Origin of the sequence: Streptomyces sp. NPDC127106, assembly GCF_042677605.1 — a bacterium.
In the GTDB taxonomy this organism is placed as follows: domain Bacteria; phylum Actinomycetota; class Actinomycetes; order Streptomycetales; family Streptomycetaceae; genus Streptomyces.
The window spans coordinates 13,529-36,479 of record NZ_JBHXTC010000070.1; the positions used below are offsets into that span (position 1 = coordinate 13,529).

The 22,951-nt window shown below is 75.0% G+C and carries 24 protein-coding genes and 1 pseudogene; 13 read left to right on the forward strand and 12 right to left on the reverse strand.

Annotated elements, in window-relative coordinates:
- Window positions 1–411 precede the first annotated feature (411 nt).
- A complete protein-coding gene (locus ACFVGY_RS33805) occupies window positions 412–597 on the reverse strand; it encodes a hypothetical protein (protein ID WP_385685085.1) in 186 nt (61 codons plus the stop codon).
- Between the two features lie 304 nt (window positions 598–901).
- Window positions 902–3,985 (reverse strand): AAA family ATPase, encoded by a 3,084-nt coding sequence (locus tag ACFVGY_RS33810; RefSeq protein ID WP_385685088.1) that lies wholly within the window; start codon window positions 3,983–3,985, stop codon window positions 902–904.
- A 359-nt stretch (window positions 3,986–4,344) separates the two neighbouring features.
- On the opposite strand from ACFVGY_RS33810, the gene ACFVGY_RS33815 reads away from it, so the two are divergent.
- Window positions 4,345–4,827 (forward strand): hypothetical protein, encoded by a 483-nt coding sequence (locus ACFVGY_RS33815; RefSeq protein WP_385685091.1) that lies wholly within the window; start codon window positions 4,345–4,347, stop codon window positions 4,825–4,827.
- Between the two features lie 108 nt (window positions 4,828–4,935).
- Here ACFVGY_RS33815 and ACFVGY_RS33820 read toward each other — a convergent pair whose 3' ends face one another.
- On the reverse strand, window positions 4,936–5,445 hold the full coding sequence (locus tag ACFVGY_RS33820; RefSeq protein ID WP_385685094.1) for a pyridoxamine 5'-phosphate oxidase family protein: 510 nt from the start codon (window positions 5,443–5,445) through the stop codon (window positions 4,936–4,938).
- Between the two features lie 36 nt (window positions 5,446–5,481).
- A complete protein-coding gene (locus ACFVGY_RS33825) occupies window positions 5,482–6,210 on the reverse strand; it encodes a vWA domain-containing protein (protein ID WP_385685097.1) in 729 nt (242 codons plus the stop codon).
- A gap of 144 nt (window positions 6,211–6,354) precedes the next feature.
- Between ACFVGY_RS33825 and ACFVGY_RS33830 the strand changes: the two genes are divergently transcribed.
- From ACFVGY_RS33830 to ACFVGY_RS33845, 4 genes are all read left to right on the forward strand, one after another.
- A complete protein-coding gene (locus ACFVGY_RS33830) occupies window positions 6,355–6,699 on the forward strand; it encodes a hypothetical protein (protein WP_385685100.1) in 345 nt (114 codons plus the stop codon).
- A gap of 75 nt (window positions 6,700–6,774) precedes the next feature.
- Window positions 6,775–7,581 (forward strand): class I SAM-dependent methyltransferase, encoded by an 807-nt coding sequence (locus ACFVGY_RS33835; protein ID WP_385685102.1) that lies wholly within the window; start codon window positions 6,775–6,777, stop codon window positions 7,579–7,581.
- Window positions 7,578–8,114 carry a hypothetical protein gene (locus ACFVGY_RS33840; RefSeq protein ID WP_385685105.1) on the forward strand — a complete coding sequence of 179 codons (537 nt, stop codon included), beginning with the start codon at window positions 7,578–7,580 and terminating at the stop codon, window positions 8,112–8,114. Before ACFVGY_RS33835 ends, ACFVGY_RS33840 begins: the two co-directional genes overlap by 4 nt.
- A gap of 106 nt (window positions 8,115–8,220) precedes the next feature.
- Complete coding sequence (locus ACFVGY_RS33845) at window positions 8,221–8,628, forward strand: VOC family protein (protein WP_385685108.1); 408 nt, start codon at window positions 8,221–8,223, stop codon at window positions 8,626–8,628.
- Here the strand turns inward: ACFVGY_RS33845 and ACFVGY_RS33850 are convergent.
- Together ACFVGY_RS33850 and ACFVGY_RS33855 are read right to left on the reverse strand one after the other, a co-directional pair.
- The gene (locus ACFVGY_RS33850; protein WP_385685111.1) at window positions 8,553–9,758 is read right to left on the reverse strand and encodes an acyl-CoA dehydrogenase family protein; all 1,206 of its coding nucleotides are present in this window, start codon (window positions 9,756–9,758) and stop codon (window positions 8,553–8,555) included. The genes ACFVGY_RS33845 and ACFVGY_RS33850 overlap by 76 nt on opposite strands.
- Window positions 9,758–10,906 carry an acyl-CoA dehydrogenase family protein gene (locus tag ACFVGY_RS33855; RefSeq protein WP_385685114.1) on the reverse strand — a complete coding sequence of 383 codons (1,149 nt, stop codon included), beginning with the start codon at window positions 10,904–10,906 and terminating at the stop codon, window positions 9,758–9,760. The genes ACFVGY_RS33850 and ACFVGY_RS33855 overlap by 1 nt, the downstream gene beginning before the upstream one ends.
- A gap of 147 nt (window positions 10,907–11,053) precedes the next feature.
- Here ACFVGY_RS33855 and ACFVGY_RS33860 point away from each other — a divergent pair, with 147 nt between their 5' ends.
- The 5 genes from ACFVGY_RS33860 to ACFVGY_RS33880 all read left to right on the forward strand — a co-directional run bounded on the left by ACFVGY_RS33860 (window position 11,054) and on the right by ACFVGY_RS33880 (window position 16,007).
- Window positions 11,054–11,905 carry an SDR family oxidoreductase gene (locus ACFVGY_RS33860; protein ID WP_385685117.1) on the forward strand — a complete coding sequence of 284 codons (852 nt, stop codon included), beginning with the start codon at window positions 11,054–11,056 and terminating at the stop codon, window positions 11,903–11,905.
- 15 nt (window positions 11,906–11,920) lie between these two features.
- Entirely contained in the window at window positions 11,921–12,619 is a 699-nt protein-coding gene (locus ACFVGY_RS33865; RefSeq protein ID WP_385685120.1) for a TetR/AcrR family transcriptional regulator, read from the forward strand.
- Between the two features lie 37 nt (window positions 12,620–12,656).
- A complete protein-coding gene (locus ACFVGY_RS33870) occupies window positions 12,657–13,814 on the forward strand; it encodes an acetyl-CoA C-acetyltransferase (protein ID WP_385685123.1) in 1,158 nt (385 codons plus the stop codon).
- 180 nt (window positions 13,815–13,994) lie between these two features.
- Entirely contained in the window at window positions 13,995–14,198 is a 204-nt protein-coding gene (locus tag ACFVGY_RS33875; RefSeq protein WP_008743912.1) for a cold-shock protein, read from the forward strand.
- A 123-nt stretch (window positions 14,199–14,321) separates the two neighbouring features.
- Window positions 14,322–16,007: a DEAD/DEAH box helicase gene (locus ACFVGY_RS33880; protein WP_385685126.1), complete on the forward strand. Its 1,686-nt coding sequence runs from the start codon at window positions 14,322–14,324 to the stop codon at window positions 16,005–16,007.
- Here ACFVGY_RS33880 and ACFVGY_RS33885 read toward each other — a convergent pair.
- The 5 genes from ACFVGY_RS33885 to ACFVGY_RS33905 are packed head-to-tail and all read right to left on the reverse strand — an operon-like array spanning window position 16,004 to window position 20,479.
- Window positions 16,004–17,002, reverse strand: coding sequence for a tyrosine-protein phosphatase (locus tag ACFVGY_RS33885; RefSeq protein WP_385685129.1), 999 nt, complete (start codon window positions 17,000–17,002; stop codon window positions 16,004–16,006). The two genes, ACFVGY_RS33880 and ACFVGY_RS33885, sit on opposite strands and share 4 nt — an antisense overlap.
- Window positions 17,003–17,032: 30 nt before the next feature.
- Window positions 17,033–18,109, reverse strand: a complete 1,077-nt coding sequence (locus ACFVGY_RS33890; RefSeq protein WP_385685132.1) for an NAD(P)H-dependent flavin oxidoreductase — start codon at window positions 18,107–18,109, stop codon at window positions 17,033–17,035.
- Window positions 18,110–18,114: 5 nt separating this feature from the next.
- Entirely contained in the window at window positions 18,115–18,876 is a 762-nt protein-coding gene (locus tag ACFVGY_RS33895) for a CoA-transferase subunit beta (RefSeq protein ID WP_385685135.1), read from the reverse strand.
- Complete coding sequence (locus tag ACFVGY_RS33900) at window positions 18,873–19,733, reverse strand: CoA transferase subunit A (protein ID WP_385685138.1); 861 nt, start codon at window positions 19,731–19,733, stop codon at window positions 18,873–18,875. The genes ACFVGY_RS33895 and ACFVGY_RS33900 overlap by 4 nt, the downstream gene beginning before the upstream one ends.
- On the reverse strand, window positions 19,730–20,479 hold the full coding sequence (locus ACFVGY_RS33905; protein ID WP_385685141.1) for an enoyl-CoA hydratase family protein: 750 nt from the start codon (window positions 20,477–20,479) through the stop codon (window positions 19,730–19,732). Before ACFVGY_RS33905 ends, ACFVGY_RS33900 begins: the two co-directional genes overlap by 4 nt.
- Before the next feature lie 62 nt (window positions 20,480–20,541).
- Between ACFVGY_RS33905 and ACFVGY_RS33910 the strand changes: the two genes are divergently transcribed.
- From ACFVGY_RS33910 to ACFVGY_RS33920, 3 genes are all read left to right on the forward strand, one after another.
- Window positions 20,542–21,306 carry an SDR family oxidoreductase gene (locus ACFVGY_RS33910; protein WP_385685144.1) on the forward strand — a complete coding sequence of 255 codons (765 nt, stop codon included), beginning with the start codon at window positions 20,542–20,544 and terminating at the stop codon, window positions 21,304–21,306.
- 1 nt (window position 21,307) lies between these two features.
- Window positions 21,308–22,321 carry an SDR family oxidoreductase gene (locus ACFVGY_RS33915; protein ID WP_385685147.1) on the forward strand — a complete coding sequence of 338 codons (1,014 nt, stop codon included), beginning with the start codon at window positions 21,308–21,310 and terminating at the stop codon, window positions 22,319–22,321.
- Between the two features lie 234 nt (window positions 22,322–22,555).
- Window positions 22,556–22,693 (forward strand): hypothetical protein, encoded by a 138-nt coding sequence (locus ACFVGY_RS33920; protein ID WP_385685150.1) that lies wholly within the window; start codon window positions 22,556–22,558, stop codon window positions 22,691–22,693.
- A gap of 52 nt (window positions 22,694–22,745) precedes the next feature.
- On the opposite strand, the pseudogene ACFVGY_RS33925 reads toward ACFVGY_RS33920, so the two are convergent.
- Window positions 22,746–22,951 (reverse strand): annotated as a pseudogene (locus ACFVGY_RS33925) (hypothetical protein); the annotation flags it as partial.

Genomic DNA, 22,951 nt, shown 5'->3' on the forward strand with positions numbered 1-22,951 from the left:
CGCCCCCCGCCCCCCCCCCCCCGCGGGCGCGGGCGGCGGCGGGGGGGGGGGGCGCGCGCGGGGCCCCGCCCCCCCCCCCCCCCCCCCTCGACCGCTACCTGACGGGCAGCAGCACCCTCCCGTACCCGGTGAAGCCGACGGACCGGGCCCTGGCGGTCTGACGGGAGACTTGCGGTACCTGCGGATCCTGTAGTGCCCCTCCCGCTGACGTGGGAGGACCCCTCATACGGTCCGTACAACGGCGTACGGAACTCGACACGGCGCCCGCCACCTCCCCGACCAGGGATGGCGGGCGCCGTGTCGCGTGGGTGTCAGGCCCCGGGCGCGAGCTCGTACTGCAAAACGGCGCAGAACTGCCAGGCGGGGGCGGGGATCCCGTTCGTCGTGGCCTCCGCCCTGCCCCTTCCCCCGTTACTCCGGCTGGACGACCGTGGCCGCCCAGCGTATGGACGGGGTCGACGCCGTGACGGTGGCGCCGAAGCCGCCGTGGAGGCCCGTGCCCAGGGGGATCGTGATCCGGGCCGGGCTGCCGGCCGGGCAGTCCAGGGTGAAGGGGGCCGGGTTGCGGTCCGGGTGCTCGTCGAGGCGGAAGGCCACCTCGATGCGGCCGCCTCCTTCGCAGGCGAACGTGGTGTACGTGTCCAGCCCGGCGTAGAGGCCGCCGGATACGAAGCCGCCCGAACCGGTCTGCTCGGGTACCCAGATCAGCCCGTCGGGCCCCGGGTGGCCGAGCAGTTCGTCCGCCGCCGCGGCCTAGCCCGCCCCCGCGGTCAGTCCCAGTGCCAGCGTCAGCGCCGATGCCGTCGCCACCGCGGAGGCCGCCCTGCGCATGCCGAGTGCGTGTTTCATCCTCGTCCCCCCGAATTCCGTTGCTGTGGTCGGAGTTCGACCACACACCACGCTAGACGCTGCCACTGACAACGCCGGTTCGGGACGCCGAGCGGGCCGTCAGCGCGGCGAGGGCCGAGCGGCTCGTGACGCCCGTCTTGCGGAAGATGTGGGAGAGGTGGGTGTCCACCGTGCGCGGGCTGAGGTACAGGCGCGCCGCGATCGCCGGGGTGGTGAGGCCCTCCGCGACCAGGGTCGCGATCTCCTGTTCGCGTCGGGTCAGGCCCGGCAATCGGGGCGCATCCGCCGGGGCCTCCGCCGGGGCCTCCGCCGGGGCCGGGGCCGGTGTCGTCGTCACGCGGGTCGGGCGCAGCAGGTCCGCCAGGCCCGTCAGGAGGTGGGCGCCGCCCGTCTCGGCGAGGCCGCGGCCGCGCCGCCACATCCGTTCCGCCGCGTCGGCGTCGCCCGACTCCGCCGTCAGGGACGAGGAGAGGAGCAGGGCTTGGGCCTCCCACAGGGTCGCGCCGGAGCGGGCGGCCTCCTCCGCGGCCAGTGCGTACCGTTGGGCCGCCGCTCCGGGGGAGCCCCGCCCGGCCAGGACCTGGCCTTCGCTCCGCAGGGCGGACGCCCGCTGGACGGGCAGGTCCAGGTGCTCCGCCTCGCGGCGGGCCCGCTGCGCCCATGCCTCGGCGGCGGCCAGATCTCCGTCGTACACGGCCGCGGTGACCAGGACCTCCAGGAACAGCGGCCGCATCGACGGCTGCAGGCCCGCCAGGTCGGGCCCGCCCGCCCGGAGCACCGCCGACCGGGCCCGTCGTGCGTCTCCGGCGTGCAGGGCGGCGTAGCTCATCACGCACCAGGCCAGGGACGCCCACCAGCTGGTCCGCGGTCCGACCGCGGCGACCGCCTCCTCGGCGACGGCCAGCGCGAGGCCGTCGCCGGGCGGCTGGGCGGCGATCAGCACCTGGGCCTTGTTCGCCAGGACCAGCGCCAGCAGTTCGTCGCTGCCGATGCCGCGGGCGATGCTCTCGGCCTCGTCCACCAGGTCCAGGGCCGAGCCGAGCCGGCAGGAGTGCATGTGGACGATCGCCTTGCACAGCAGCAGGTGCGGCAGCAGGTGCAGCGGCCCGCCCCGCCGGGCGATGGCCACCCCACGGTCGGCGTGCCGCTCCGCGTCCTCGTACCGCTCCAGGTAGAACTCGGCCCAGCCGAGCCGGGCCAGCGGTTCGCACAGGTCCGCGAGGTCGCGGTCGGTGAGGGCGTCCACGCAGGCTCCGGCGCGGTCGGTGTACTCCCGTGCGGCGGGCAGGTTCCCGTCGTACGCCTCGCCGAGCGCCGAGATCGCCAGGGCGCCCGCCGCAGCCGGCTCGTCGCCGAGGGAGCGGGCCAGCTCGTACGTACGCAGCACCTCCGGGCGGACGTCCCGGTACGCCGAGGAATGCGGCGCCGAGGAGCCCAGTTCCAGGCCGAGGGCCACGGCCTCGGCGGGCCCGGGGGCGGGGCGCCGCCGCAGCTCCCGGCGCAGGAGTGCGACCGAGGCCCGGTACTGGCCGAGGTGGCGTTCCATCGAGGCGCACAGGGTGACCGCGGCCGCCCGCACCCCGCCGGCTTCCCCCGTCCCGTCCTCGCCGCCGCCGTGGCCGCCGTCGCCGCCGTCGCCGCCGTCGCCGTCGCCGCCGTCGCCGTCGCCCGCCGCGGGCATCGCGGCGATCACCTCGTGGAGCAGGTCCCGGCTCTCGCGCAGGTTCCCGCAGACGCTGAGCGCCCGCGCCCTCTTCAGCATCAGCTCCCGCCGGCGCGCGGTGTACCGGGGCGTGTCCGGCAGCACCCGCAGCACCACCCCCAGCCAGTGCGCACTGCTCGCCGGGGCCGTTGTCTCGGACTGCCCGGCCGCCTCCAGCAGGACGTCGGCCAGGTCCGGGTCCCAGCCGGTCAGCGCCCGCTCCACGTGGTGGGCCCGTACGGACGCGGCCGCGCCGGCGCCGGCCAGCGCGGCGGCGGCCCGCCGGTGCATCCCGGCGCGCCGCCGGTGCTCGGTGTTCTCGTGGACCACGGCCCGCAGCACCGGATGGCGCAGCGACCAGCCCCCGCCCGGGCCCGGCCGCAGCAGGTCGCGGCGGGCCAGCGCGCTCAGGTCCGCGTGGAGCCCGGCCAGGTCGGGGGCCGCCACGGTCAGGGCCAGCAGCGACGGCGTGCTGTGGTCGCCGAGCACGGCGGCCGCCTCGGCGGTGCGGCGCTGCGCCACGGTCAGCGGGGTCAGCTCGTCGAGCAGCAGCGTGGCGAGTCCGCCGGCCGGGACCGCGCTGCCGGACTGCCCCTGGAGCAGGGTCAGGAAGTACAGCGGGTTGCCCTCGCTGGCCGCGTACAGCCGGGCGGCCCGGTCGGGCGGCAGCCCGGCGGCGAGGTGGTCCACGCAGGCGTCCTCGGCGAGCGGCCCGAGGTCCAGGCGCAGCACGGCCCCGGCGTCGATGCCCCGGGTGAGCGCGGCCGTGAGGGACGGCGAGGTCTGCCGGTCCCGCCGGGCCACGGCGATCACGACGGGCGCGCGCAGGGGATGCCGTACGAGGTGGTCGAGGAGCTCCAGCGAGGCCGGGTCGGCCCAGTGCAGGTCGTCGAGGGCGATGAGCAGGCCGGTCCCGCCGCGCGCGGCCAGCTCGGTGAGCAGCCCGGCGGTGGCGCGGTGCGCGGCGAAACGGTCCGCGGGACCGGCCCCGTCGGCCCCGGGCCCCGAGCGGTCGGCCCCGCCCCCCGACCGGTCGGCCCCGGGACCGGATCCGGCAGCCCCGCCCCCCGACCCGCTGCCCCGGGCTCCGTCCCCCGGCTCCGCCTCCCCGGCCGGTGCCCCGACCCCGTACAGGACCGGGGCCGCCGGAGACCGCGGGTCCAGCCCGTGCAGCAGGTTCGGGTCCAGGTCCGCGAAGGCGTCGGTGAACAGCCTGAACGGAATGTGCCGTTCGTACTCGGTGGCCCGGCCGCGCAGCACCGTCATCCCGCGGTCCGCGGCCCGTTCGCACAACTCGGTCAGCAGGCGGCTCTTGCCGATCCCCGCCGCACCCGTCAGGTCGACGACGCCCGGCCGGCCTCCCCTCCCGTCGAGCACCGCCTCCAGTCGGTCCAGTTCGGCCCCCCGGCCAACCAGTGGAACCCTGTCCGTCATGGTGACCCTCCCCCCAGGAACTCCGCTACCCGCAATGGACGGCGGGGATACGTAGGCGGTTCTACGGATGCCGCTGCGGAGACCGGGCTGCCAGCATCGGAAGGGATACCGGCTGCGCCTGACGAGGAGGCCGCATGCGCCGAATCCGTGTGCCCGTCGTTCCCTTCCTGGCCGTCTCTGCGCTCGCGCTCGCGGGGTGCGCGGGCTCGGGGAGTTCCAGGACGTCCCTGTCCGATCCGTTCGCTCCCAAGCCCGCGTCGTCGCCGCCGGCCAGTGCCCCGGCCGTTCAGCCCGCGCCCACGTCGACACCCACACCCGCGCCTGCGCCCGTGTCCCCGGCGACGCCCGTCCCGTCGTGCGTGCCCACCGCGAACATGGGCGAGACGGAGCGGCGCGACTACCTCAAGCACCTGAAGAACAGCGAACCCCGGCTCCCCATGGCCCTGTTCGCCACCGACAGCGGGGTACACGTCTTCCCGGAGGAGGCGAGGCGGCCCTGCTCGGCGGTCCCGGTGCGGCTGGGCCACTTCCGGGTCGACATGAAACGCGCCACCTCGGGCTCGGCCCAGTACTCGTTCACGTACGCGCCGATCAACACCATCACCGTGAACGTGGGCCCGCAGGACGGCACGGCCCCCGGCAGCCGGCCGCCCGCCGCGCAGAACTGCTCCGGCACGCTGTCCGTCGTGTACATCGGCAAGGACATCACCGCCGACGAGCTGCCGGACGAGCTCAGCTTCCGGAACGGCGCGACCTCGCTGAAGTGGACCTCGGTCGACTTCGCCGACGAGCGCGTCCTGGACACCGTGTTCGTCCCGCCGCCGGACGCCAAGTCCTGCTGACCGGTCCCGGCCGGGGCAGGGGCACGGGCACGGGCACGGGCAGGGGCACGGGGCGGGGGCACGGGCGGGTGGTGCGCCGTGGGGGAGCGCACCACCCGTCCTGTGCGTTCACTGCGCCGGGTCCTCGCGCGGCGGTTCGTCGTCATTGCCGCGGCGGAGGGTGTGGAGCCCGCGCTGCGGGGTCCAGGTGCGGATCACCAGCTCGTCGCCGTCGACGCTGATGTGGACGACCTCCGTCAGGTCGGTGTGGAACAGGTGGAACGGGTGCGGGGTCTGCGTCTCCTCCGCGTACCGGTGCAGCTCGGGCGGGTCCACCTGTTCGATCGCCCGCCCGGAGATCCGTACGTCCCCGTCGGGCATGGTCTCGCCCGCGCCCGGGTTGCTGTGCAGGGAGAAGCGCGGGTCGCGCTGGAGGTCGCGGGCCTTCATGGAGCCCTGCATCATGCCGAGCCACAGTTCCCCGCCGCGGATGTCGACGTTCAGGCCGGTCAGCCGCGGGGAGCCGTCCTTGCGGAGGGTGCCGAGGACGTGGTGGGGGTACTGCGCGAAGCGGGCCCGGACGGTGGCCGCGAATTCCGGTTCCTGCTTTTCGAACGCTGCCCAGTTGTTCGTCGTCATGGGTCCATGAAAGCGCGCGGCGCCGACGGCCGTCGGTCAGGCGCGCACGATGCCCGCCGCCCGGGCCGCCGCCAGCCAGCCGGGGAACTCCCCGACCAGCCGGTCGTACAGCTCCCGGTCTGGCATCGCGCGGGGGTCGGGGCCCGCGTGGAAGTAGCCCGCGTTGTCGACCACCCGCCGGGACGGTACGGGCAGTTCGTCGAGGCGGCGCAGGAAGTCGAACTGCTTGCTGTGGGTGTCGCCGAATCCGACGAACTGCCAGAAGAGGGGCATCCTGGCCGCCTTGCAGAGGTACTTCTCGGCGGCGAGCCGGCTGACCGGGCCGCCGTCGGTCTGGAAGACGACCAGGGCGGGATGCGCCGATCCCGAGTCCAGGTAGTGGTCGATGACCGCGTCCATCGCCGCGTGGTACGAGGTCTTGCCCATGTGGCCGAGACGGGAGGCGATCTCGGCGACGCGCCCGGCGTGCCCTGCGAGCGGTATCTCCTCGACCGCGTCGACGTCGGTGGAGAAGAACACCACCGGGACGCGGCCGTCGTCGTCCAGGTGCGCCGACAGGCCGAGCACCCGGTCCGCGAGCGCCTGCACGGTGCCGTCCCGGTAGTACGGGCGCATCGATCCCGAGTAGTCCAGGACCAGGTAGACCGAGGCGCGACCACCCTCCAGCCCGTGCTCGCGCAGTGCGGTCCCGGCGCTCTTGTAGAGGCTGACCAGGGCCGGAGCGGTCTGTTCGATCTTGCGGAGGTCGATCGCGCTGGCCGTCATGGGCCGAGGGTACGGCAGGGCGCGGCGCCACGGTGACGGTGAGGGTGAGGGTGAGGGTGGGGGATACCGGTATCGACGCCCTTGCCCTTGGCCCCGCCCTCGACGGTGGCCCGTGGCCCGTGGCCCCGCGGGCATGATGTGTGCATGTCGATACGGTCGGTGCTGTTGCGCACCCTGATCCTCCTGGCGGTGGAGTCCGGCGCCGTGCTGCTGCTCCTGCGCGGGCCGGTGCCGTGGATTCCGGTCCTGCTGGCCGTCTTCGTCGTCGGCTCGGGCGTACTGCACGGCACCGATGCCGAGTTCACCTCGCGCTTCGCGGTCGCGCTCGCCGCCGTCGGCGTCGCCGAGCTCACCGTCCGGGCCTGGGGGCCGGTCCCGGACCCGCGGGCGACGGCGGCAGGGCTGGGGGCCGCGGTGCTGCTCGTCGTCCAGACGGCCGCCGTGGCCCGGTACGCGCGGCGGCCGCGCCCGCGGCGGCGGCGCGCCTGAGGTCGCCCCGGGCCGGCGGACGCCCCGGCCCGGTGGCTGCTGGCAGTGGGCCCGGGGATCGAAAAGAATGCCCGTATGACGCCCACACCCGCGCCCACACCCGCGCCCGGGTCCGCGCCCGAGCCCCGGCCTGCCGCCGGGCCCGCCCCGGAGCTGCGCCCCCGGGAGCGGGCCCGGTCCTTCGACCGCGCCGCCCCGCTGTACGCCGCGCACCGGCCCGGATACCCGGACGGGCTGTTCGATGCCGTCGAGGAACTCGCCGGGCGGCCGCTGCGCGGGGCCAGGGTGGCCGACATCGGCGCCGGGACCGGCATCTCCACCGCCCTGCTGCACGCCCGCGGAGCCCGCGTCCTCGCGGTCGAGCCGGGCGACGGCATGGCCGCCGAGTTCCGGCGGACCCACCCGCACATCCCGCTCGTACGCGGCGACGGCAACCGCCTGCCCCTCGCCGGCTCCGCGTTCGACCTGCTCACCTACGCCCAGGCCTGGCACTGGACCGACCCCGCCCGAGCGGTCCCCGAGGCCCGGCGCGTGCTCCGCCCCGGCGGCGCGCTCGCACTGTGGTGGAACGACCCGGACACCGCCGTCGACTGGATCGCCGAGCAGGGCGCCCGGATCCGCGCCTTCTTCCACGCCGACGTGACTCCGCCCCGGCTGCTGCCCGCCGAACTCGCGTTCACCACCCGCGCCGTGCGGTGGTCGCGCCGGATCCCCCTCGAAGCGCACCTCGCCAACCACGCCAGCCATTCCGCGTTCCTCGTCGTCGGCCCCGACCGCGCCCGGGAGTTCCTCGACGCCGAACGGGCCCTGCTGGGCCCGCTCTTCCCGGACGGTACGGTCGAGGAGTGCTACGTCACCACCCTCAGCCTGGCCCCCGTATGAGACGGATACCGCTGCCCGGGCGGACGCCCCTGCTCGCCCGCGCCGCGCAGGCCGCCGCCCTGCCGGTGCTGTGCTGCGCCGGTCTGGCCGCGTGCGTGCCGTTCGGCGGCTCCGCCGAGGCCGACGTCCGCTACGCCGAGGACTTCAACCGCCACGAACCGCTGCGGGTGGAGGGCTACCCGACCGACGGGTCGCTGCGCCTCGTCCAGCAGGTCGTCTGGCGGATCGCGGACGGCGCCCCGGACCGGCTGGAGGACCTCTCCAGCAGCGACGCCCCGCCGCAGGAGCGGGCGGACACGGCCCGGCGCTGGGTCGCCGAATTCCGCGAGGGAGCCGGGGGGAAGGCCACGGCGGTCTTCTGCGACCCGGGCGATGCCCGCCAGACGGTGGTGCTCCGCTTCCCCGGCACCGGCCAGACCAAGGTCCTCCACGTCCGGCTCGACGGCGCCGCCGGCGAGGACGGCTGGCGCGTACGGATGAACGAGCCCGCGGGCGCGCCGCCTGAGCCGCTGCCGCCCTGCGCCGCACTCTGACCCGGAGGGCGGACGGGGCGTCCGTGAGCCGCCGGGCCGGTGTCACCGGCGTGCCCTAACCTCGGCCCGGAAGGCTCCCACCCCGTCCGGGAAGGCAGGCGCGACGATGGCCTCGACACCCCAGAAGATCACCACGTTCCTGATGTTCGAGGGCAGGGCGGAGGAGGCGATGGCCTTCTACACCTCGCTGTTCGACGACGCCGAGGTCATCGACATCACCCGCTACGGCGCCGGGGGCCCCGGCCCGGAGGGCAGCGTGCAGCACGCCACGTTCTCGCTCGCCGGGCAGCAGCTCATGTGCATCGACAGCTACGTCGAGCACGACTTCGGCTTCACCCCGGCGGTCTCCCTCTTCGTCCGCTGCGACTCCGAGGCCGAGCTCGACCGCCTCTACGCCGCCCTCGCCGAGCAGGGCACCGAGCTGATGCCCGTCGGCGACTACGGCTTCAGCGCCCGTTTCGGCTGGGTCAACGACCGCTTCGGCGTCTCCTGGCAGCTGAACCTGCCCGCCTGACCGAGTGCCTCCGCCGCGACCGCCGCCCGGCAGTCCTGCGGGGTGCCCCAGGCGTCCCGCAGGGGGCGGGCCTTGCGCAGCCACAGGGACAGGTCCAGTTCCTCGGTGTAGCCGACGGCGCCGTGCAGCTGGAGCGCGGCCCGGGCCGCGGCGTACGCCGCCTCCCCGGCCATGAGCTTCGCCGCGGCCACGTCATCGACCGCCGTCCGGCCGACCCCGCGCCCGGGCCCGCGGCCGACCCCGGGCCCGGCCCCGGCCCCGGCCCCGGCCCCGCGGTCGTCGGCCCCCGTGCCGGCCGCGACGCCGCCCACGGCCTGTGCGTCGTCCGTCAGGGCCAGGGCGCCCGCCCAGAGCACCGGCTTGGCGAACTCCAGGCGGAGCAGGACGTCCGCCAGGCGGTGCTTCACCGCCTGGAAGCTGCCGATGGGGGTGCCGAACTGGGTGCGCTGCTTCGCGTACTCCACTGTCCGGGCCAGCAGCGCCTCGCCCAGCCCCACGCACTGCGCGGCCGTCAGCAGCCGCGCCCAGCGCAGCGCGGTGGCCGCCGCCGCGAGCACCGCCGGCCCGGAGGCCAGCAGTTCGCCGCCCGCCGGCAGCGCGGCCAGCCGTCGCGCCGGGTCCGTGGAGACCCGCACCGCCCGGGCGTCCGGCGCCGCGGCGAGCCGGAGCTCCCCGTCGGCCGACACGATGAAGCGGTGGTCCGCGGTGTCCGCGTCCAGGGCGTACGGTCCGCCGCCCGGCAGCACGACCGTGGCCCGGGCCTCGCCCGCGGCCAGGGCCGGGAGGAAGCGTTTCGCCACCTCGGCCGCCTCGGCCGTCCCCCCGCTGCTCACTGCCGCGAGCAGCACCGACGCCGTCGCCGTCTCCACCACCGGCCCCGGCATGCCGGCCCGGCCCAGTTCCACGCATCCCATGGCCAGTTCCACCGGCAGCGGCCCCAGACCGCCGTGCGCCTCGGGCACGGGCAGCGCGAACAGCCCCGTGCCGGCCAACTTCCGCCACACCCGCAGGCCCGGCCCGGTATCGCCGGCCTGCCAGGCGCGGACCGCCCCCGGCAGGTCCGAGGCGCCGAGCAGCCGGCGCAGCGTACGGGCGAACTCCGACTGTTCGCCGGTCGGCAGGAAGCGCATCAGCGGCGGCCCTTCGGGAGGCCGAGCAGCCGCTCGGCGATGACGTCGCGCTGGATCTCGTTCGTGCCCGCGTAGATGGGGCCCGCCAGGGAGAACACCCACGGCTCGGTCCATTCCCCGTCGGCCAGCTCGCCGTCCGGGCCGAGCAGGTCCAGCGCCGTCTCGTGCAGGGCGATGTCGTACTCGCTCCAGAACACCTTGTTGAGGCTGGACTCGGCGCCGATGGCCGCGCCCGCCGCGAACCGCGAGGCGTTCGCCCAGGTGAACAGCTCGTAGGCGCGGGCCCCCGCCACCGCGTCCGCCACCCGGTCCCGCAGCGCACCGTCCTGCGGCCCGCCGCCCCGCACCCGCCAGAGTGCGGCCAGCCGGCCCGCCGCGGCCAGGAACCGTCCGGGGGAGCGCAGGGTCAGCCCCCGCTCGTTCCCGGTGGTGGACATCGCGATCCGCCAGCCCTGCCCCGGCTCCCCGATCACGTCCCGGTCCGGCACGAAGACCCCGTCGAGGAAGAGTTCGGCGAAGGCGGGCTTGCCGTCGAGGCGCCCGATCGGCCGGACCGACACGCCCGGCGCCCGCAGGTCGAACATCAGGTACGTCAGCCCCTGGTGCGGCCGGGCCGCCTCCGGGTCGGAGCGGAAGATCCCGAAGGCCCGGTCGGCGAACGCGGCCCGCGAGGACCAGGTCTTCTGCCCGGACAGCAGCCAGCCACCGTCCGTGCGGACCGCCCTGGAGGCCAGCGACGCGAGGTCGGAGCCGGCCTCCGGCTCGGACCACGCCTGCGCCCAGACCACCTCCCCGCTCGCCATGGAGGGCAGCACCCGGGCCCGCTGCTCCTGTGTCCCGTGCTCGAACAGGGTGGGCGCCAGCAGGCTGATGCCGTTCTGGGCGACCCGGCCGGGCGCGCCCGCGGCCCAGTACTCCTCCTCGAAGACCAGCCACCGCTCGATGTCCGCGCCCCGGCCCCCGTACTCCTCGGGCCAGGACACCACCGACCAGCGGTCCGCGTACAGCTCCGCCTCCCAGGCGCGGTGGGCGGCGAAGCCCTCCTCGGTCTCCAGGGAGGGCAGCGGGGAGGCGGGGACGCGGCGGGCGAGCCAGTCCCGGGCCTCGGCCCGGAAGGCCTCCACCTCCGGCGGATGGGTCAGGTCCATCAGGCGCTCGCCTCCCCGCTTCCCTAACAAGTGTTTGGTAGGTTAACGTGCGGGCGTGACCGGAGTCGAGGGCGCCGCCGCCGGAACCGCTGCCGGCCGTACGGACGCGGACCCCGCCGCAGGCGCAGGCGCCGAGGAGGCACCGACGTGAACACCCCCGCACCACCCACACCACCCGACCCCGTCCCCGAATTCGTCCCCGCCCCCGTCGCCGGGCACGGGCTGCTCGACGGCCGCAGCGCCGTCATCACCGCCGCCGCCGGAGCCGGCATCGGAGGCGCCACTGCCCGCCGCTTCCTCCAGGAAGGCGCCCGCGTCGTCCTCGGCGACGCCCACGCCCGCCGGCTGAAGGAGACCGAGGAGGCGCTCGGCGCCGAGTTCGGACCGGACCGCGTCACCTCCCTGCCCTGCGACGTCACCGACGAGGCCCAGGTCCAGGCCCTCTTCGCGCACGCCGAACGCACCCACGGACGCCTCGACATCGTCGTCAACAACGCCGGCCTCGGGGGCACCGCCGCCCTCGTCGACATGACCGACGACCAGTGGGGCAAGGTCCTCGACGTCACCCTGGGCGGCACCTTCCGCTGCACCCGCGCGGCCCTGCGCTCCTTCAAGGCCGCCGCCGAAGCCCGGTCCGCACCGCCCCCGCCCGGCGGCGGCGCCATCGTCAACAACGCCTCCGTCATCGGCTGGCGCGCCCAGGCCGGCCAGGCCCACTACGCCGCCGCCAAGGCCGGGGTGATGGCCCTGACCCGCTGCGCGGCACTGGAGGCGGCCGCGTTCGGGGTACGGGTCAACGCGGTCGCGCCCAGCCTGGCCGTGCACCCGCACCTGGCGAAGGTCACGAGCGAGGAACTGCTGCGCGAGCTGACGGCCCGCGAGGCCTTCGGCCGGTACGCCGAGCCCTGGGAGGTCGCCAACGTCATCGTCTTCCTGGCCAGCGGCTACTCCTCGTACATGACCGGCGAGACCGTGTCGGTCAGCAGCCAGCGGGCCTAGCCCGAGAATGGGCGCGTGCCAACGAACGAGACGACGAACGAGACGACGAACGAGACGACGGGCAAGACGACGGACGGGACGACGGACAGGGCGACGGACAGGGCGACGGGCAAGAAGAAGGCCCCGGCGGCGGCCACCCCCGAACGCCGCCGCGAACTCCTCGACACCGCCGCCGAGGTGTTCGCCGCCCAGGGCTACAACGCCACCACCGTCCGCAGGATCGCCGATGCCGCCGGCATGCTCGCCGGCAGCCTCTACTACCACTTCGATTCCAAGGAATCGATGCTCGACGAGATCCTCTCCACCTTCCTGAACGAGCTGTGGGAGGGCTACGACGCCGTCCTCGCCGCCGGGCTCGGCCCCCGGGAGACCATCGAGGCCCTCGTCACCGAATCCTTCCGCGAGATCGACCGGCACCGCGCCGCCGTCGCGATCTACCAGAAGGAGGCGCGCCACCTCACCGACCAGCCCCGCTTCCACTACCTCGCCGCCTCGCAGGCCAAGTTCGAGAAGGCCTGGCTGGGTACGCTGGAACGCGGGGTCGCCGCCCGGGTCTTCCGGGCCGACCTCGACATCCGCCTCACCTACCGCTTCGTCCGCGACACGGTGTGGGTGGCGGCGTCCTGGTACCGGCCGGGAGGACAGCACAGCCCCGAGGAGATCGCCCGCCAGTACCTGTCGATGGTCCTGGACGGGATCTCCCTGCGCAGCTGACCCGCGACCCCCGCGGGCCACGACCGGAGGAGCCGCCATGCCCGAGGCCTACATCGTCGACGCCGTACGCACCCCCGTGGGGCGGCGCGGGGGAGGGCTCAGCGCCGTCCACCCGGCCGACCTGGGCGCGCACGTCCTCACCGCCCTCGTCGAGCGCACCGGGATCGACGCGGCCGCCGTGGACGACGTGGTCTTCGGCTGCCTCGACACGGTCGGCCCGCAGGCCGGGGACATCGCCCGGACGGCCTGGCTGGCGGCGGGACTCCCCCAGGAGGTGCCCGGCGTCACCGTGGACCGCCAGTGCGGCTCCTCCCAGCAGGCCGTCCACTTCGCGGCCCAGGGCGTACTGTCCGGCACCCAGGACCTGGTGGTCGCCGGCGGCACCCAGAACATGTCGATGATCCCCATCGCGTTCGCCTCCCGGCAGGCGGCCGAGCCGCTCGGCCTGACCGAGGGCCCGTACGCGGGCAGCACCGGCTGGCGGGCCCGCTACGGCGACGCCCCCGTCAACCAGTTCCACGGCGCCGAGCTGATCGCCCGCACGTGGGGCATATCCCGCCGGGACATGGAGGAGTACGCGCTCCGCTCCCACCAGCGGGCGCTCCGCGCGATCGACGAGGGCCGTTTCGACCGCGAGACCGTCCCGTACGGGGACGTCGAGCACGACGAAGGCCCCCGCAGGGACACCAGCCTGGAGAGGATGGCCGCACTGAAGCCGGTCGTCGACGGCGGCACGATCACCGCGGCGGTCTCCTCCCAGGTCTCCGACGGAGCGGCGGCCCTGCTGATCGCCTCCGAGCGGGCCGTCGCCGAGCACAGCCTGCGCCCGCGGGCCCGCATCCACCACCTGTCGGTCCGCGGCGAGGACCCCATCCGCATGCTGTCCGCCCCGATCCCGGCCACCGCCCGCGCCCTGAAGAAGACCGGCATGTCCCTCGACGACATCGACCTCGTGGAGATCAACGAGGCCTTCGCCCCGGTCGTCCTGGCCTGGCTGAAGGAGACCGGCGCCGACCCCGAGCGGGTCAACGTCAACGGCGGCGCGATCGCCCTGGGGCATCCGCTGGGCGCGACCGGCGTGAAGCTGATGACCACGCTGCTGCACGAACTGGAGCGCACCGGCGGCCGCTACGGCCTCCAGACGATGTGCGAAGGCGGAGGTCAGGCCAACGTCACGGTCATCGAGAGGCTGTGACGCAACCGGGCCGGGGGCCCGTCCCCCGGCCCCGGTGAAGTGTGCTAGCTTAGGTGGCGTTGCAGTTGTGGTACCCATGAACTCTATGTGCGCCTGACGGGAATGTTCCTCAGGCGCTTTTATTGTTTTCTCGCCGGAATCACCGGATGGGGCCCTGCCGCCTGATCAGGGAGATTCGCCATGGCACTTGGCACCGTGAAGTGGTTCAACTCGGAAAAGGGCTTCGGCTTCATCGAGCAGGACGGCGGCGGCCCGGACGTCTTCGCCCACTACTCGAACATCGCCACCCAGGGCTTCCGCGAGCTCACCGAGGGTCAGCGCGTGTCCTTCGACGTCACGCAGGGCCAGAAGGGCCCGCAGGCCGAGAACATCCTGCCTGCCTGACGCACACCACCCGCCGGGGTCCGCACCGAGAGGTGCGGGCCCCGGCTTGCGTGCTGTCCCGATCTTTCCTGCATGCTGTCCTGACCTTTGTCGTACCTGCCGGTTTCAGAAGGGCCCTCTCGCATGACCAGCTCCAGCTCCGCACGACCCAGCCGCCGCCCCACCCGGGGTCGAGGCGCGGCCCAGGGACGTCCGAAGGCTGGTGCGGAGCGGCAGAAGTCTGCGTCCGTCGCCTCCAGGCCCCAAGAGTTCACCATGCCCGAGCCGGTCGTGCCCGCACTTCCGCCGGCCGTCGCCTTCGAGGACATGGACCTGCCCGAGGCGCTGCTGAAGACCCTCGCCGCCCAGGGCGTCACCGAGCCGTTCCCCATCCAGGCCGCCACGCTCCCGAACTCCCTCGCCGGCCGTGACCTGCTCGGCCGCGGCCGCACCGGCTCCGGGAAGACCCTCGCCTTCGGCCTGGCCCTGCTCGCCCGCACCGCCGGCCGCCGCGCCCAGCCGAAGGCGCCGCTCGCGCTGGTCCTCGTACCGACCCGCGAACTCGCCCAGCAGGTCACCGACGCCCTCACCCCGTACGCCTCGTCCCTGAACCTGCGCATCGCGACCGTCGTCGGCGGCATGTCCATCAACCGGCAGGCCGGCGCCCTGCGCCGCGGCGCCGAGGTGCTCGTCGCCACCCCCGGCCGCCTGAAGGACCTCATAGACCGCGGCGACGCCGTCCTCGACCAGGTCTCGATCACCGTCCTGGACGAGGCCGACCAGATGACCGACATGGGCTTCATGCCCCAGGTCACGGCCCTGCTGAAGCTCGTCGAGCCCGACGGCCAGCGGCTGCTGTTCTCGGCCACCCTCGACAAGAACATCGACAAGCTCGTCAAGATGTTCCTCACCGACCCGGTCGGCCACTCCGTCGACCCGTCGGCGGGCGCGGTCACCACCATGGAGCACCACGTCCTCTACGTCATGGACGAGACCGACAAGCGGGCCGTGGCGACCCGCATCGCCGCCCGCGACGGCCGCGTGATCATGTTCGTGGACACCAAGCGCGGCGTCGACCGCATGGTCAAGCGGCTCCTCGCCGACGGCGTGCGCGCCTCAGGTCTGCACGGCGGCCGCTCGCAGCCGCAGCGCAACCGGACCCTCGACTGGTTCAAGACGGGCGAGGTCACCGCGCTGATCGCCACCAACGTGGCCGCCCGCGGCATCCACATCGACGACCTCGACCTCGTCGTCAACGTGGACCCGCCCACCGACCACAAGGACTACCTGCACCGCGGTGGCCGCACCGCCCGCGCCGGCGAGTCCGGCAGCGTCGTGACGCTCGTGCTGCCCGACCAGAAGCGGGACATGTCCCGCCTGATGTCGGACGCCGGGATCGCCCCGCGCACCGCCCAGATCAAGTCCTCCGACGAGGAACTGACCCGGCTGACCGGCGCCCGGCTGCCCTCCGGCATCCCCGTCGTCCTGGAGGTGCCGCAGCCCACCCCGCCCAAGCCGCGCAGCGGCGGCCGCTCCGGTGCCGGTTCCGGCTCCTCCGGGTCGGGTTCCGGTTCGGGCGGCGGCCGGCGCCGCTCCGGCAGCCGTGGCCGCAGCGGCGGACAGGGCGGCGACCGGGCCGGCGGGCAGGGCTCGACCGCCGCGACCGCCGCGTCCGCCGCCGGCACGGGCGAGTCCCGCCCGCGCCGCCCCCGTGGCGCCGCGGGCCGCAACGGCACGCCCCAGGGCGGCGGCCGCTCCGGCGGTGCCCGCTCGGGTGGTGCCCGCTCGGGCGGAGCCGGCGCGGGCCGCCGCTCCGGCGGCGCCGCCTAGCGGACCAGCCGGGACTGGAGCTTCGCCAGCGTGCGCAGGTCCAGTCCCAGCCCCTGCGTCAGGTAGCCGTAGAAGCCGCCGTAGTCCGCCTCCAGCCGGGCGTTCGCCGCGTCCAGGTAGTCGCCGCGGACCTCCTGGAGCGGGATCAGCAGGTCCGGGTTCTGCATCCGGCCCGACTGCTTGAGCGCCTCCCGCAGCCGGGCGTCGTACGCCGCCCGGAAGGCGTTCGACGCCAGGTAGTCGCGTACCGCGGTCTCCTCGGGCACGGCCAGGGCGCGCAGCAGCACGTAGCTCAGCCAGCCCGTCCGGTCCTTGCCCGACGTGCAGTGGAACAGCAGCGGCCCGCTGCCCTCCGCCAGCTCGCGCAGGGTCGCCCCGAACTGCGCCCGGTTCTCCGGGGAGGTCACGAACGTGCGGTAGACGTCCCGCATGTAGGCCTCGGCGCGGCCGCCGCCGAGGACCTCCTCCTGCCGGGCGGGGTCGCCGCTGCCGATCACGCCGACGAGGGTGGCGAACAGGCCGAGGTCGCTGACCGGGCGGGAGACCGGGGCCGGGCCTGCGGGCAGCCGGTCGGGGCCGTCGTACTGGACCTCCAGGGGGATGCGGAAGTCCACGACCTTCGCCAGGCCCAGCCCGGAGACGGTGGTGACGTCCGCGGGCGTCAGCCGGTTCAGCGCGTCGGAGCGGTAGACCAGGCCCTGGCGGACCTGACCGCCGGTCCAGGTGCGGTACCCGCCGAGGTCGCGGACGTTGACCGCGCCCTGGAGGGGGATCTGGCGGATCGTTTCCGCCGCGGTCCCGGCACCGGCCGTCTGCCGCAGCTGTGCGGCCGCGGGCGGCCCGGCGTACCCGGCGTGCGCGGCGTACCCGGCGTGCCCGGCGTGTGCGGCGTGCGCCGCGGCCGGCACGGACGCCGCGGTGAGGGCGGCGACGCAGGCGAGCGCCGCGGTGACGGCCGCCGTCGCGGTCGCGGGACGGGTTCGGACACGGCTCATCGGTGTCGACTCCTGTGGCACAGAAGGGGATCACCCTGCCGGCGGCAGGGTACCGGACACGTGCAGCTGTTCCAGCCGGGCCAGCACGGACTCCGCCTCGGCCATGACCCGGCCGACGAGCTCCGCACACGACGGCAGGTCCCCGATCACACCGGCGACCTGGCCCGATGCCATGACGCCGAGGTCCGTACGGCCCTCGACCATGGACGCCTTGAGGAGCATGGGGGTGTTCGCGGCGAGCAGCACCTGGCTCCAGGACAGGTCCTTTCCGTGCTTCATCGCCAGCCCGTCGCGCACCATCCGCGACCAGGACAGGCCCGACAGCTTCCGGAACCCGGCCGCGTGCCGCACCGCCCGCAGCAGCGCCCCGGCCCGCCCCGACCGCTCCAGGGCGGCGACCAGCTCGGTGCGCAGCATCCGGTGCGGCAGCCCGTCCACGGCCGTCGTGACCGTGACGTCCTTGACGCCGGCCGCCAGGTAGCGGGCCTTGACCGCGTCCGGCACCGTCGAATCGGACGTCAGCAGGAACCGGGTGCCCATCGCGATGCCCGCCGCCCCGTACGACAGCGCCGCGACCAGGCCGCGGCCGTCGTGGAAGCCGCCCGCCGCGACCACCGGGATGTCCACGGCGTCGACCACCTGCGGCAGCAGCACCGTCGTCGCCACGTCCCCGGTGTGCCCGCCGCCCTCGCCGCCCTGCACGATCACCGCGTCGGCCCCCCAGGCCGCGACCTTCTCGGCGTGCCGGCGGGCCCCGACCGACGGGATCACCACCACGCCCGCGTCCTTCAGCCGGGCGATGAGCTCCTTCGACGGCGCGAGCGCGAACGACGCGACTCGTACGCCCTCCTCCACGATCAGCCGCACCCGCTCGGCCGCGTCCCCCGCGTCCGCCCGCAGGTTGACCCCGAACGGGGCGTCCGTACGGGACTTGACCTCGCGCACCGCCGCCCGCAGCTGCTCCGGCGTCATCGTCGCCGACGCCAGGACGCCCAGCGCCCCGGCCCGCGCCGCCGCCGACACCAGCCGGGGCCCCGCCACCCAGCCCATGCCCGTCTGCACGATCGGGTGGCGCACCCCGACCAGCCCGGTCAGTGCCGTCTCCACGGCCCTCAGCCCCGCACTTCCCGCTCGCGCAGGCCCTCGGGATCGAGGACGTCGCGGATCAGCCGCAGCTCCTCCCCGGTCGGCTCGCGCGTGTACGGGACCTCCTCGGGCACGGCCAGGGCGAACCCGGTGGCCGCCCGGACCTCCTCGACGGTCACCCCCGGATGGAGGGAGGCCAGCCGCATCGACCGGTCGGGCGTCGCGAAGTCGAAGACCCCCAGGTCGCTGACCACCCGCGGGATCCGGTGGAAGCGGGTCACCCCGGCCGCGGCCGCCCGGTCGTACCCGACCCCGCTGACCATGTCGACCCGGGCGACGAACACCCGCGGCAAATGCCGGGGCACCCAGTAGCTCACCGGGTTGTTGAGGGTGTTCACGGGCGCGCCGCGGACCCCGAGGAGCTGGCGGGCCGGCCGCTCCCAGTCGCCGATGCAGGAGATGTTCTGGTTGCCGAACCGGTCGAGTTGGCTCGCGCCCATCATCACGTGCCGCCGCCCCCCGGTGACCATCGTGAGGTGGCGGCGGTACGGCAGCCAGCCCTCGACCTCCCCGTCCGGCCCGAGCAGCAGGGCCTCGCCGTCGGTCAGCAGCAGGTCGGGGGAGAAGGTCCGGCGCGCCAGGCGGGCCCCCAGCGAGGGGATCAGGCCCATCGGGCTCGCGAGCACCTCGCCGTCACCGCGCCATGCCTCGGCGCAGGCGATCACGCAGTACTCGGCACGGCTCGGGGCGGGGGAGCGGGGTGCGGGAGGGGGTACGGGTGTGGTCAACGCTGCTCCTCGTGCCAGGCCCGGACCGCGCTCTGGTACGCCTGCTCGTCCGGCCCCGACAGGAAGCGGGCGGCGAACTCGGGCCAGGGGGTGGTCGCGTACAGCTGCTGGAAGGGCTCGTCGCGCCCGTGGTCGGGGACGCAGGAGGTGAAGTGGGCGCCGTTCGGGGTCTCCACGACCCCGGTGACGCTGTGCCGGCTGACCAGCAGGGACTGCGGCGGTCCGGCCTTGGCGAGGTCGGCGGTCGCGACGAGCTGCTCGCAGGAGACGTACGCGGTGTCGGCCGCCTCGCAGAACAGGTCGTCGAAGTACGGGTCCGGGCCCAGGTACTGGCCGTTGCCGTACCGGTCGGCGCGGTTCAGGTGGACGAGCGCCGCGTCCATCCGCAGGGCGGGCACGGCGACGAACTCCTCGCCGTCGGCGTACGGCGAGGTGACGGTCCGCAGGTGCGGGTTGACCCGCATGACGTCGGAGCCGAGGCCGGCGCGCACGGGCAGGAACGGCAGCCGGTTGGCGGCGGCGTGCAGGCCCCACATGAACATGGCCTCGTCGAGCTCGGTCAGGGCGAGGGCGCCGCTCTCGCGGGCGGCACGGAAGTGCGGCTCCAGCGCAATGGAGTCGAGGGTGGCGAAGGGGGCCACGAGGTGGCGGATCCGGCCCGCGGCCGCGAGCAGGCCGACGTCGGGACCGCCGTACGAGACCACGGTCAGATCGGTGATCGGGGAGCGGAGCAGTGCCCGCACCAGGGCCATGGGCTTGCGCCGCGACCCCCAGCCGCCGATCCCGAGCGTCATCCCGCTGCGCAGCCGCCCCACGACCTCCTCGGGCGCCATCACCTTGCCGCTGTCGGCCGTCATGCGCTCCCCGCCTTCCCGAAGGTGTCGCGGACCCGGTCGGCCACCCCGCTGAGGTTGGCCTCGAAGGTGAACCCCTGCTCGAAGCGGTAGCTGCGGCGCACGTCCACCGGGTCGATGCCGTTGATCGCCGCCTTGGCCAGCCGGATCAGGTACCCGTCCTTGCGGGCGATCTCGGCCGCCAGCGCCAGGGCCGCCTCCCGCAGCCGCTCCCGCGGGACCACCTCCCACACCGACCCGTGCCCGTGCAGCTCGGCCGCGGTGGCGGTGCGCGAGGTGTAGTACAGGGCGCGCATCAGGTGCTGCGGGACCAGCCGGGCCAGATGGGTCGCCGCGCCGAGCGCACCCCGGTCCAGCTCGGGCAGGCCGAACGTGGCGTCGTCGGAGGCGACGACCGCGTCCGCGTTGCCGACGAGCCCGATGCCGCCGCCCAGGCAGAACCCGTGCACGGCCGCGACCACCGGCACCTCGCACTCGTACACGGCGGCGAACGCCTCGTAGCAGCCCCGGTTGGCGCCGATCAGGCGGTCGTGCCCCGGGTCCTGCTGCATCTCCTTGATGTCGACCCCGGCGTTGAAGCCGCGCCCCTCGGCGGCCAGCACCACGCACCGGTGGTCCGGGTCGCGGCCGGCGGCGCGCACGGCGTCGGCGAGCTCGTACCAGCCCCGGACGGGCAGCGCGTTGACGGGCGGGAAGTCGACGGTGACCAGTGCGATGCCCTTGCCGGGGCGTGAGGTGGAGACACCCATGAACGCATCAGCTACCTTTCCACCAAACGTTTGTTAGGTGTTCGCGAGGAAGGTAGCAGCCCATGGAGCTCGACGGGAGGGTCGCCGTCATCACCGGCGGCACCCGCGGCGTCGGCGCCGGCATCGCCCGGTCGTTCCTCGAAGCCGGAGCGGACGTCGTCGTCTGCGCCCGCCGACCACCCGACCGGCCCGTCACCGCGGCCGGCCGCACAGCCGCCCACGTCCCGCTCGACCTGCGCGAACCCGCCGCCGTACAGGACTTCTTCGACACGTTCGCCCGCCGCCACGGACGCCTCGACTGCCTGGTCAACAACGCCGGCGGCACCCCGTACCGGCCCCTGGCCGACGGCGCGGCCGAACGCCACGCCCGGGTGTTCGAGCTCAACCTGCTCGCCCCCCTGACCGCCTCGCTCGCCGCCTACCCGCTGCTGCGCGCCGCCCGCGGCTCGCTGCTGATGGTCGGCAGCGTCAGCGGCTCCCGGCCCTCGCCGGGGACCGCGGCGTACGGGGCCGCCAAGGCGGGCCTGGAGCACCTGGCGCGCTCCATGGCGGTCGAGTGGGCGCCCGAGGTACGGGTGAACACCCTGGTCCTGGGCATGGTGCGGACCGAGCTGGCGCACCTGCACTACGGGGACGCCGCCGGGATCGCCGCGGTGGCGGCCACGGTCCCGCTGGGCCGGCTGGCCGAGCCGGCGGACGTCGGCGCGGCGGCGGTGTTCCTGGCCTCGGGGCGGGCGGGGTACGTGAGCGGGGCGAGCCTGCTGGTGCACGGGGGCGGCGAACGCCCGGCGTTCCTGGACGCGGCAACGGTCAACAAGGAGGACTGACATGGCGGATGGCACGGCGGACGGCACGGCACGCGGCATGGCGCGGGGGCGGGTCGTCGTGGTGACGGGCGCGGGGCGGGGGCTGGGCCGGGCCCATGCGCTGGCCTTCGCGGCGGAGGGCGCCAAAGTCGTCGTGAACGACCTGGGCGTGGGCCGGGAGGGAGAGCCCGGTGCGGACGGCGGCGCGGACGGTTCCGGCGGCACGGTCGATGCCGGCGGCGCGGACGGTGCCGCCGGTGCAGTCGGCCCGGCGGCGCAGGTCGTCGCGGAGATCCGGGCGCGCGGCGGCGAGGCGGTGGCCCACGGCGGGGACATCGCCACCGCGCAGGGCGCGGCCTCGCTGGTCGACTGCGCACTGGACGCGTTCGGCCGGCTGGACACCCTGGTCAACAACGCGGGCTTCCTGCGCGACCGGATGCTCGTCAACCTGGCGGAGGACGACTGGGACGCGGTGGTGCGGGTGCACCTCAAGGGGCACTTCCTGCCGCTGAAGCACGCGGCGGTGTACTGGCGCGCGGAGGCGAAGGCGGGCCGCAGGGTCGCGGCGAGGGTGGTGAACACCTCGTCGGGCGCGGGCCTGGCCGGTTCGGTCGGGCAGGGCTGCTACAGCGCGGCCAAGGCGGGCGTCCTCGGGCTGACGCTGGTCGCGGCCGCGGAGCTGGGCCGGTACGGGGTGCAGGTCAACGCCATCGCCCCGGCCGCGCGGACCCGGATGACGGAGGAGGTCTTCGCGCGGACGATGGCGGCGCCGGGGGAGGGGAAGTTCGACGCGATGGCCCCGGAGAACGTCTCCCCGCTGGTGGTGTGGCTCGGCAGCGACGCCTCGGCGGGGGTCACGGGCCGCGTCTTCGAGACGGAGGGCGGCCGGATCACGGTGATGGAGGGCTGGCAGCCCGGCCCCACCGCCGACCGCGGCGCCCGCTGGACCCCGGCGGAGGCCGGCGAGGCCGCGGTGGGTCTCCTGGCCGCGGCCCGGCCGCCGTACCCGGTCTACGGGGCCGAAGCGGCACCGTGACGCCGGGCTTCGGGGAACGGGGCCACAGGGCTACAGGGGCCCCGGGGCTACCGGACCCCGGACACGGAGCGGCCCCGGCCCCCTGGCGAGGGGTCGGGACCGGTCCGGCACTCGTGCGATGACGTATCACTACCCACTGCACCCCCTCGCCGAACCGCTTCCGGGCCGACAAGTTGTGCGGTGCATCCGACGGACGCACGTGTTCCGGCCGACCGGGCCGGGCAGGCCGGGTGCATGGACTGGCCGCGTGTCTTGCTGTGGACCTGCCTGGCGTACATCGCCGTCAGGATCGCCGTCGTGGAGATCCGTTCCAGCCGCGCCCGGCCGCGTGCCACCGGAGAGGGGAACGACGGCGTCGCCGACGAGGCCTGACCGCTCCCGGTCCGGGAGGTGAGGTGCCCGGCCGTGCGCCGCGGCCCGCCCGCTAGGTGTCGCAGTCCAGGACGGTCCGGCACAGCCCGCACCGGGCCCGCAGGCGCCCCGCCACCGGCAGCCGGAGCCGCTGCCCGCACACCGGGCAGCCGAAGGTCACCCGCAGCTCGCCGCCGTGCCGCTCGAAGCGGTACCCGGGGGCGGCGCCGCCCCCGGTGGGGCCGGAGCGGGCGGCACCGGAGACGACCGCCGCCCCGC

What these genes read in the sequence shown, in the direction of transcription:
- ACFVGY_RS33810 (WP_385685088.1), bottom strand. Translation starts at nt 3,985, where the DNA reads ATGACGGACAGGGTTCCACTGGTTGGCCGGGGGGCCGAACTGGACCGA.
- ACFVGY_RS33820 (WP_385685094.1), bottom strand. Translation starts at nt 5,445, where the DNA reads ATGACGACGAACAACTGGGCAGCGTTCGAAAAGCAGGAACCGGAATTC.
- ACFVGY_RS33825 (WP_385685097.1), bottom strand. Translation starts at nt 6,210, where the DNA reads ATGACGGCCAGCGCGATCGACCTCCGCAAGATCGAACAGACCGCTCCG.
- ACFVGY_RS33830 (WP_385685100.1), top strand. Translation starts at nt 6,355, where the DNA reads ATGTCGATACGGTCGGTGCTGTTGCGCACCCTGATCCTCCTGGCGGTG.
- ACFVGY_RS33835 (WP_385685102.1), top strand. Translation starts at nt 6,775, where the DNA reads ATGACGCCCACACCCGCGCCCACACCCGCGCCCGGGTCCGCGCCCGAG.
- ACFVGY_RS33840 (WP_385685105.1), top strand. Translation starts at nt 7,578, where the DNA reads ATGAGACGGATACCGCTGCCCGGGCGGACGCCCCTGCTCGCCCGCGCC.
- ACFVGY_RS33845 (WP_385685108.1), top strand. Translation starts at nt 8,221, where the DNA reads ATGGCCTCGACACCCCAGAAGATCACCACGTTCCTGATGTTCGAGGGC.
- ACFVGY_RS33850 (WP_385685111.1), bottom strand. Translation starts at nt 9,758, where the DNA reads ATGCGCTTCCTGCCGACCGGCGAACAGTCGGAGTTCGCCCGTACGCTG.
- ACFVGY_RS33855 (WP_385685114.1), bottom strand. Translation starts at nt 10,906, where the DNA reads ATGGACCTGACCCATCCGCCGGAGGTGGAGGCCTTCCGGGCCGAGGCC.
- ACFVGY_RS33870 (WP_385685123.1), top strand. Translation starts at nt 12,657, where the DNA reads ATGCCCGAGGCCTACATCGTCGACGCCGTACGCACCCCCGTGGGGCGG.
- ACFVGY_RS33875 (WP_008743912.1), top strand. Translation starts at nt 13,995, where the DNA reads ATGGCACTTGGCACCGTGAAGTGGTTCAACTCGGAAAAGGGCTTCGGC.
- ACFVGY_RS33880 (WP_385685126.1), top strand. Translation starts at nt 14,322, where the DNA reads ATGACCAGCTCCAGCTCCGCACGACCCAGCCGCCGCCCCACCCGGGGT.
- ACFVGY_RS33885 (WP_385685129.1), bottom strand. Translation starts at nt 17,002, where the DNA reads ATGAGCCGTGTCCGAACCCGTCCCGCGACCGCGACGGCGGCCGTCACC.
- ACFVGY_RS33900 (WP_385685138.1), bottom strand. Translation starts at nt 19,733, where the DNA reads ATGACGGCCGACAGCGGCAAGGTGATGGCGCCCGAGGAGGTCGTGGGG.
- ACFVGY_RS33905 (WP_385685141.1), bottom strand. Translation starts at nt 20,479, where the DNA reads ATGGGTGTCTCCACCTCACGCCCCGGCAAGGGCATCGCACTGGTCACC.
- ACFVGY_RS33910 (WP_385685144.1), top strand. Translation starts at nt 20,542, where the DNA reads ATGGAGCTCGACGGGAGGGTCGCCGTCATCACCGGCGGCACCCGCGGC.
- ACFVGY_RS33915 (WP_385685147.1), top strand. Translation starts at nt 21,308, where the DNA reads ATGGCGGATGGCACGGCGGACGGCACGGCACGCGGCATGGCGCGGGGG.
- ACFVGY_RS33920 (WP_385685150.1), top strand. Translation starts at nt 22,556, where the DNA reads ATGGACTGGCCGCGTGTCTTGCTGTGGACCTGCCTGGCGTACATCGCC.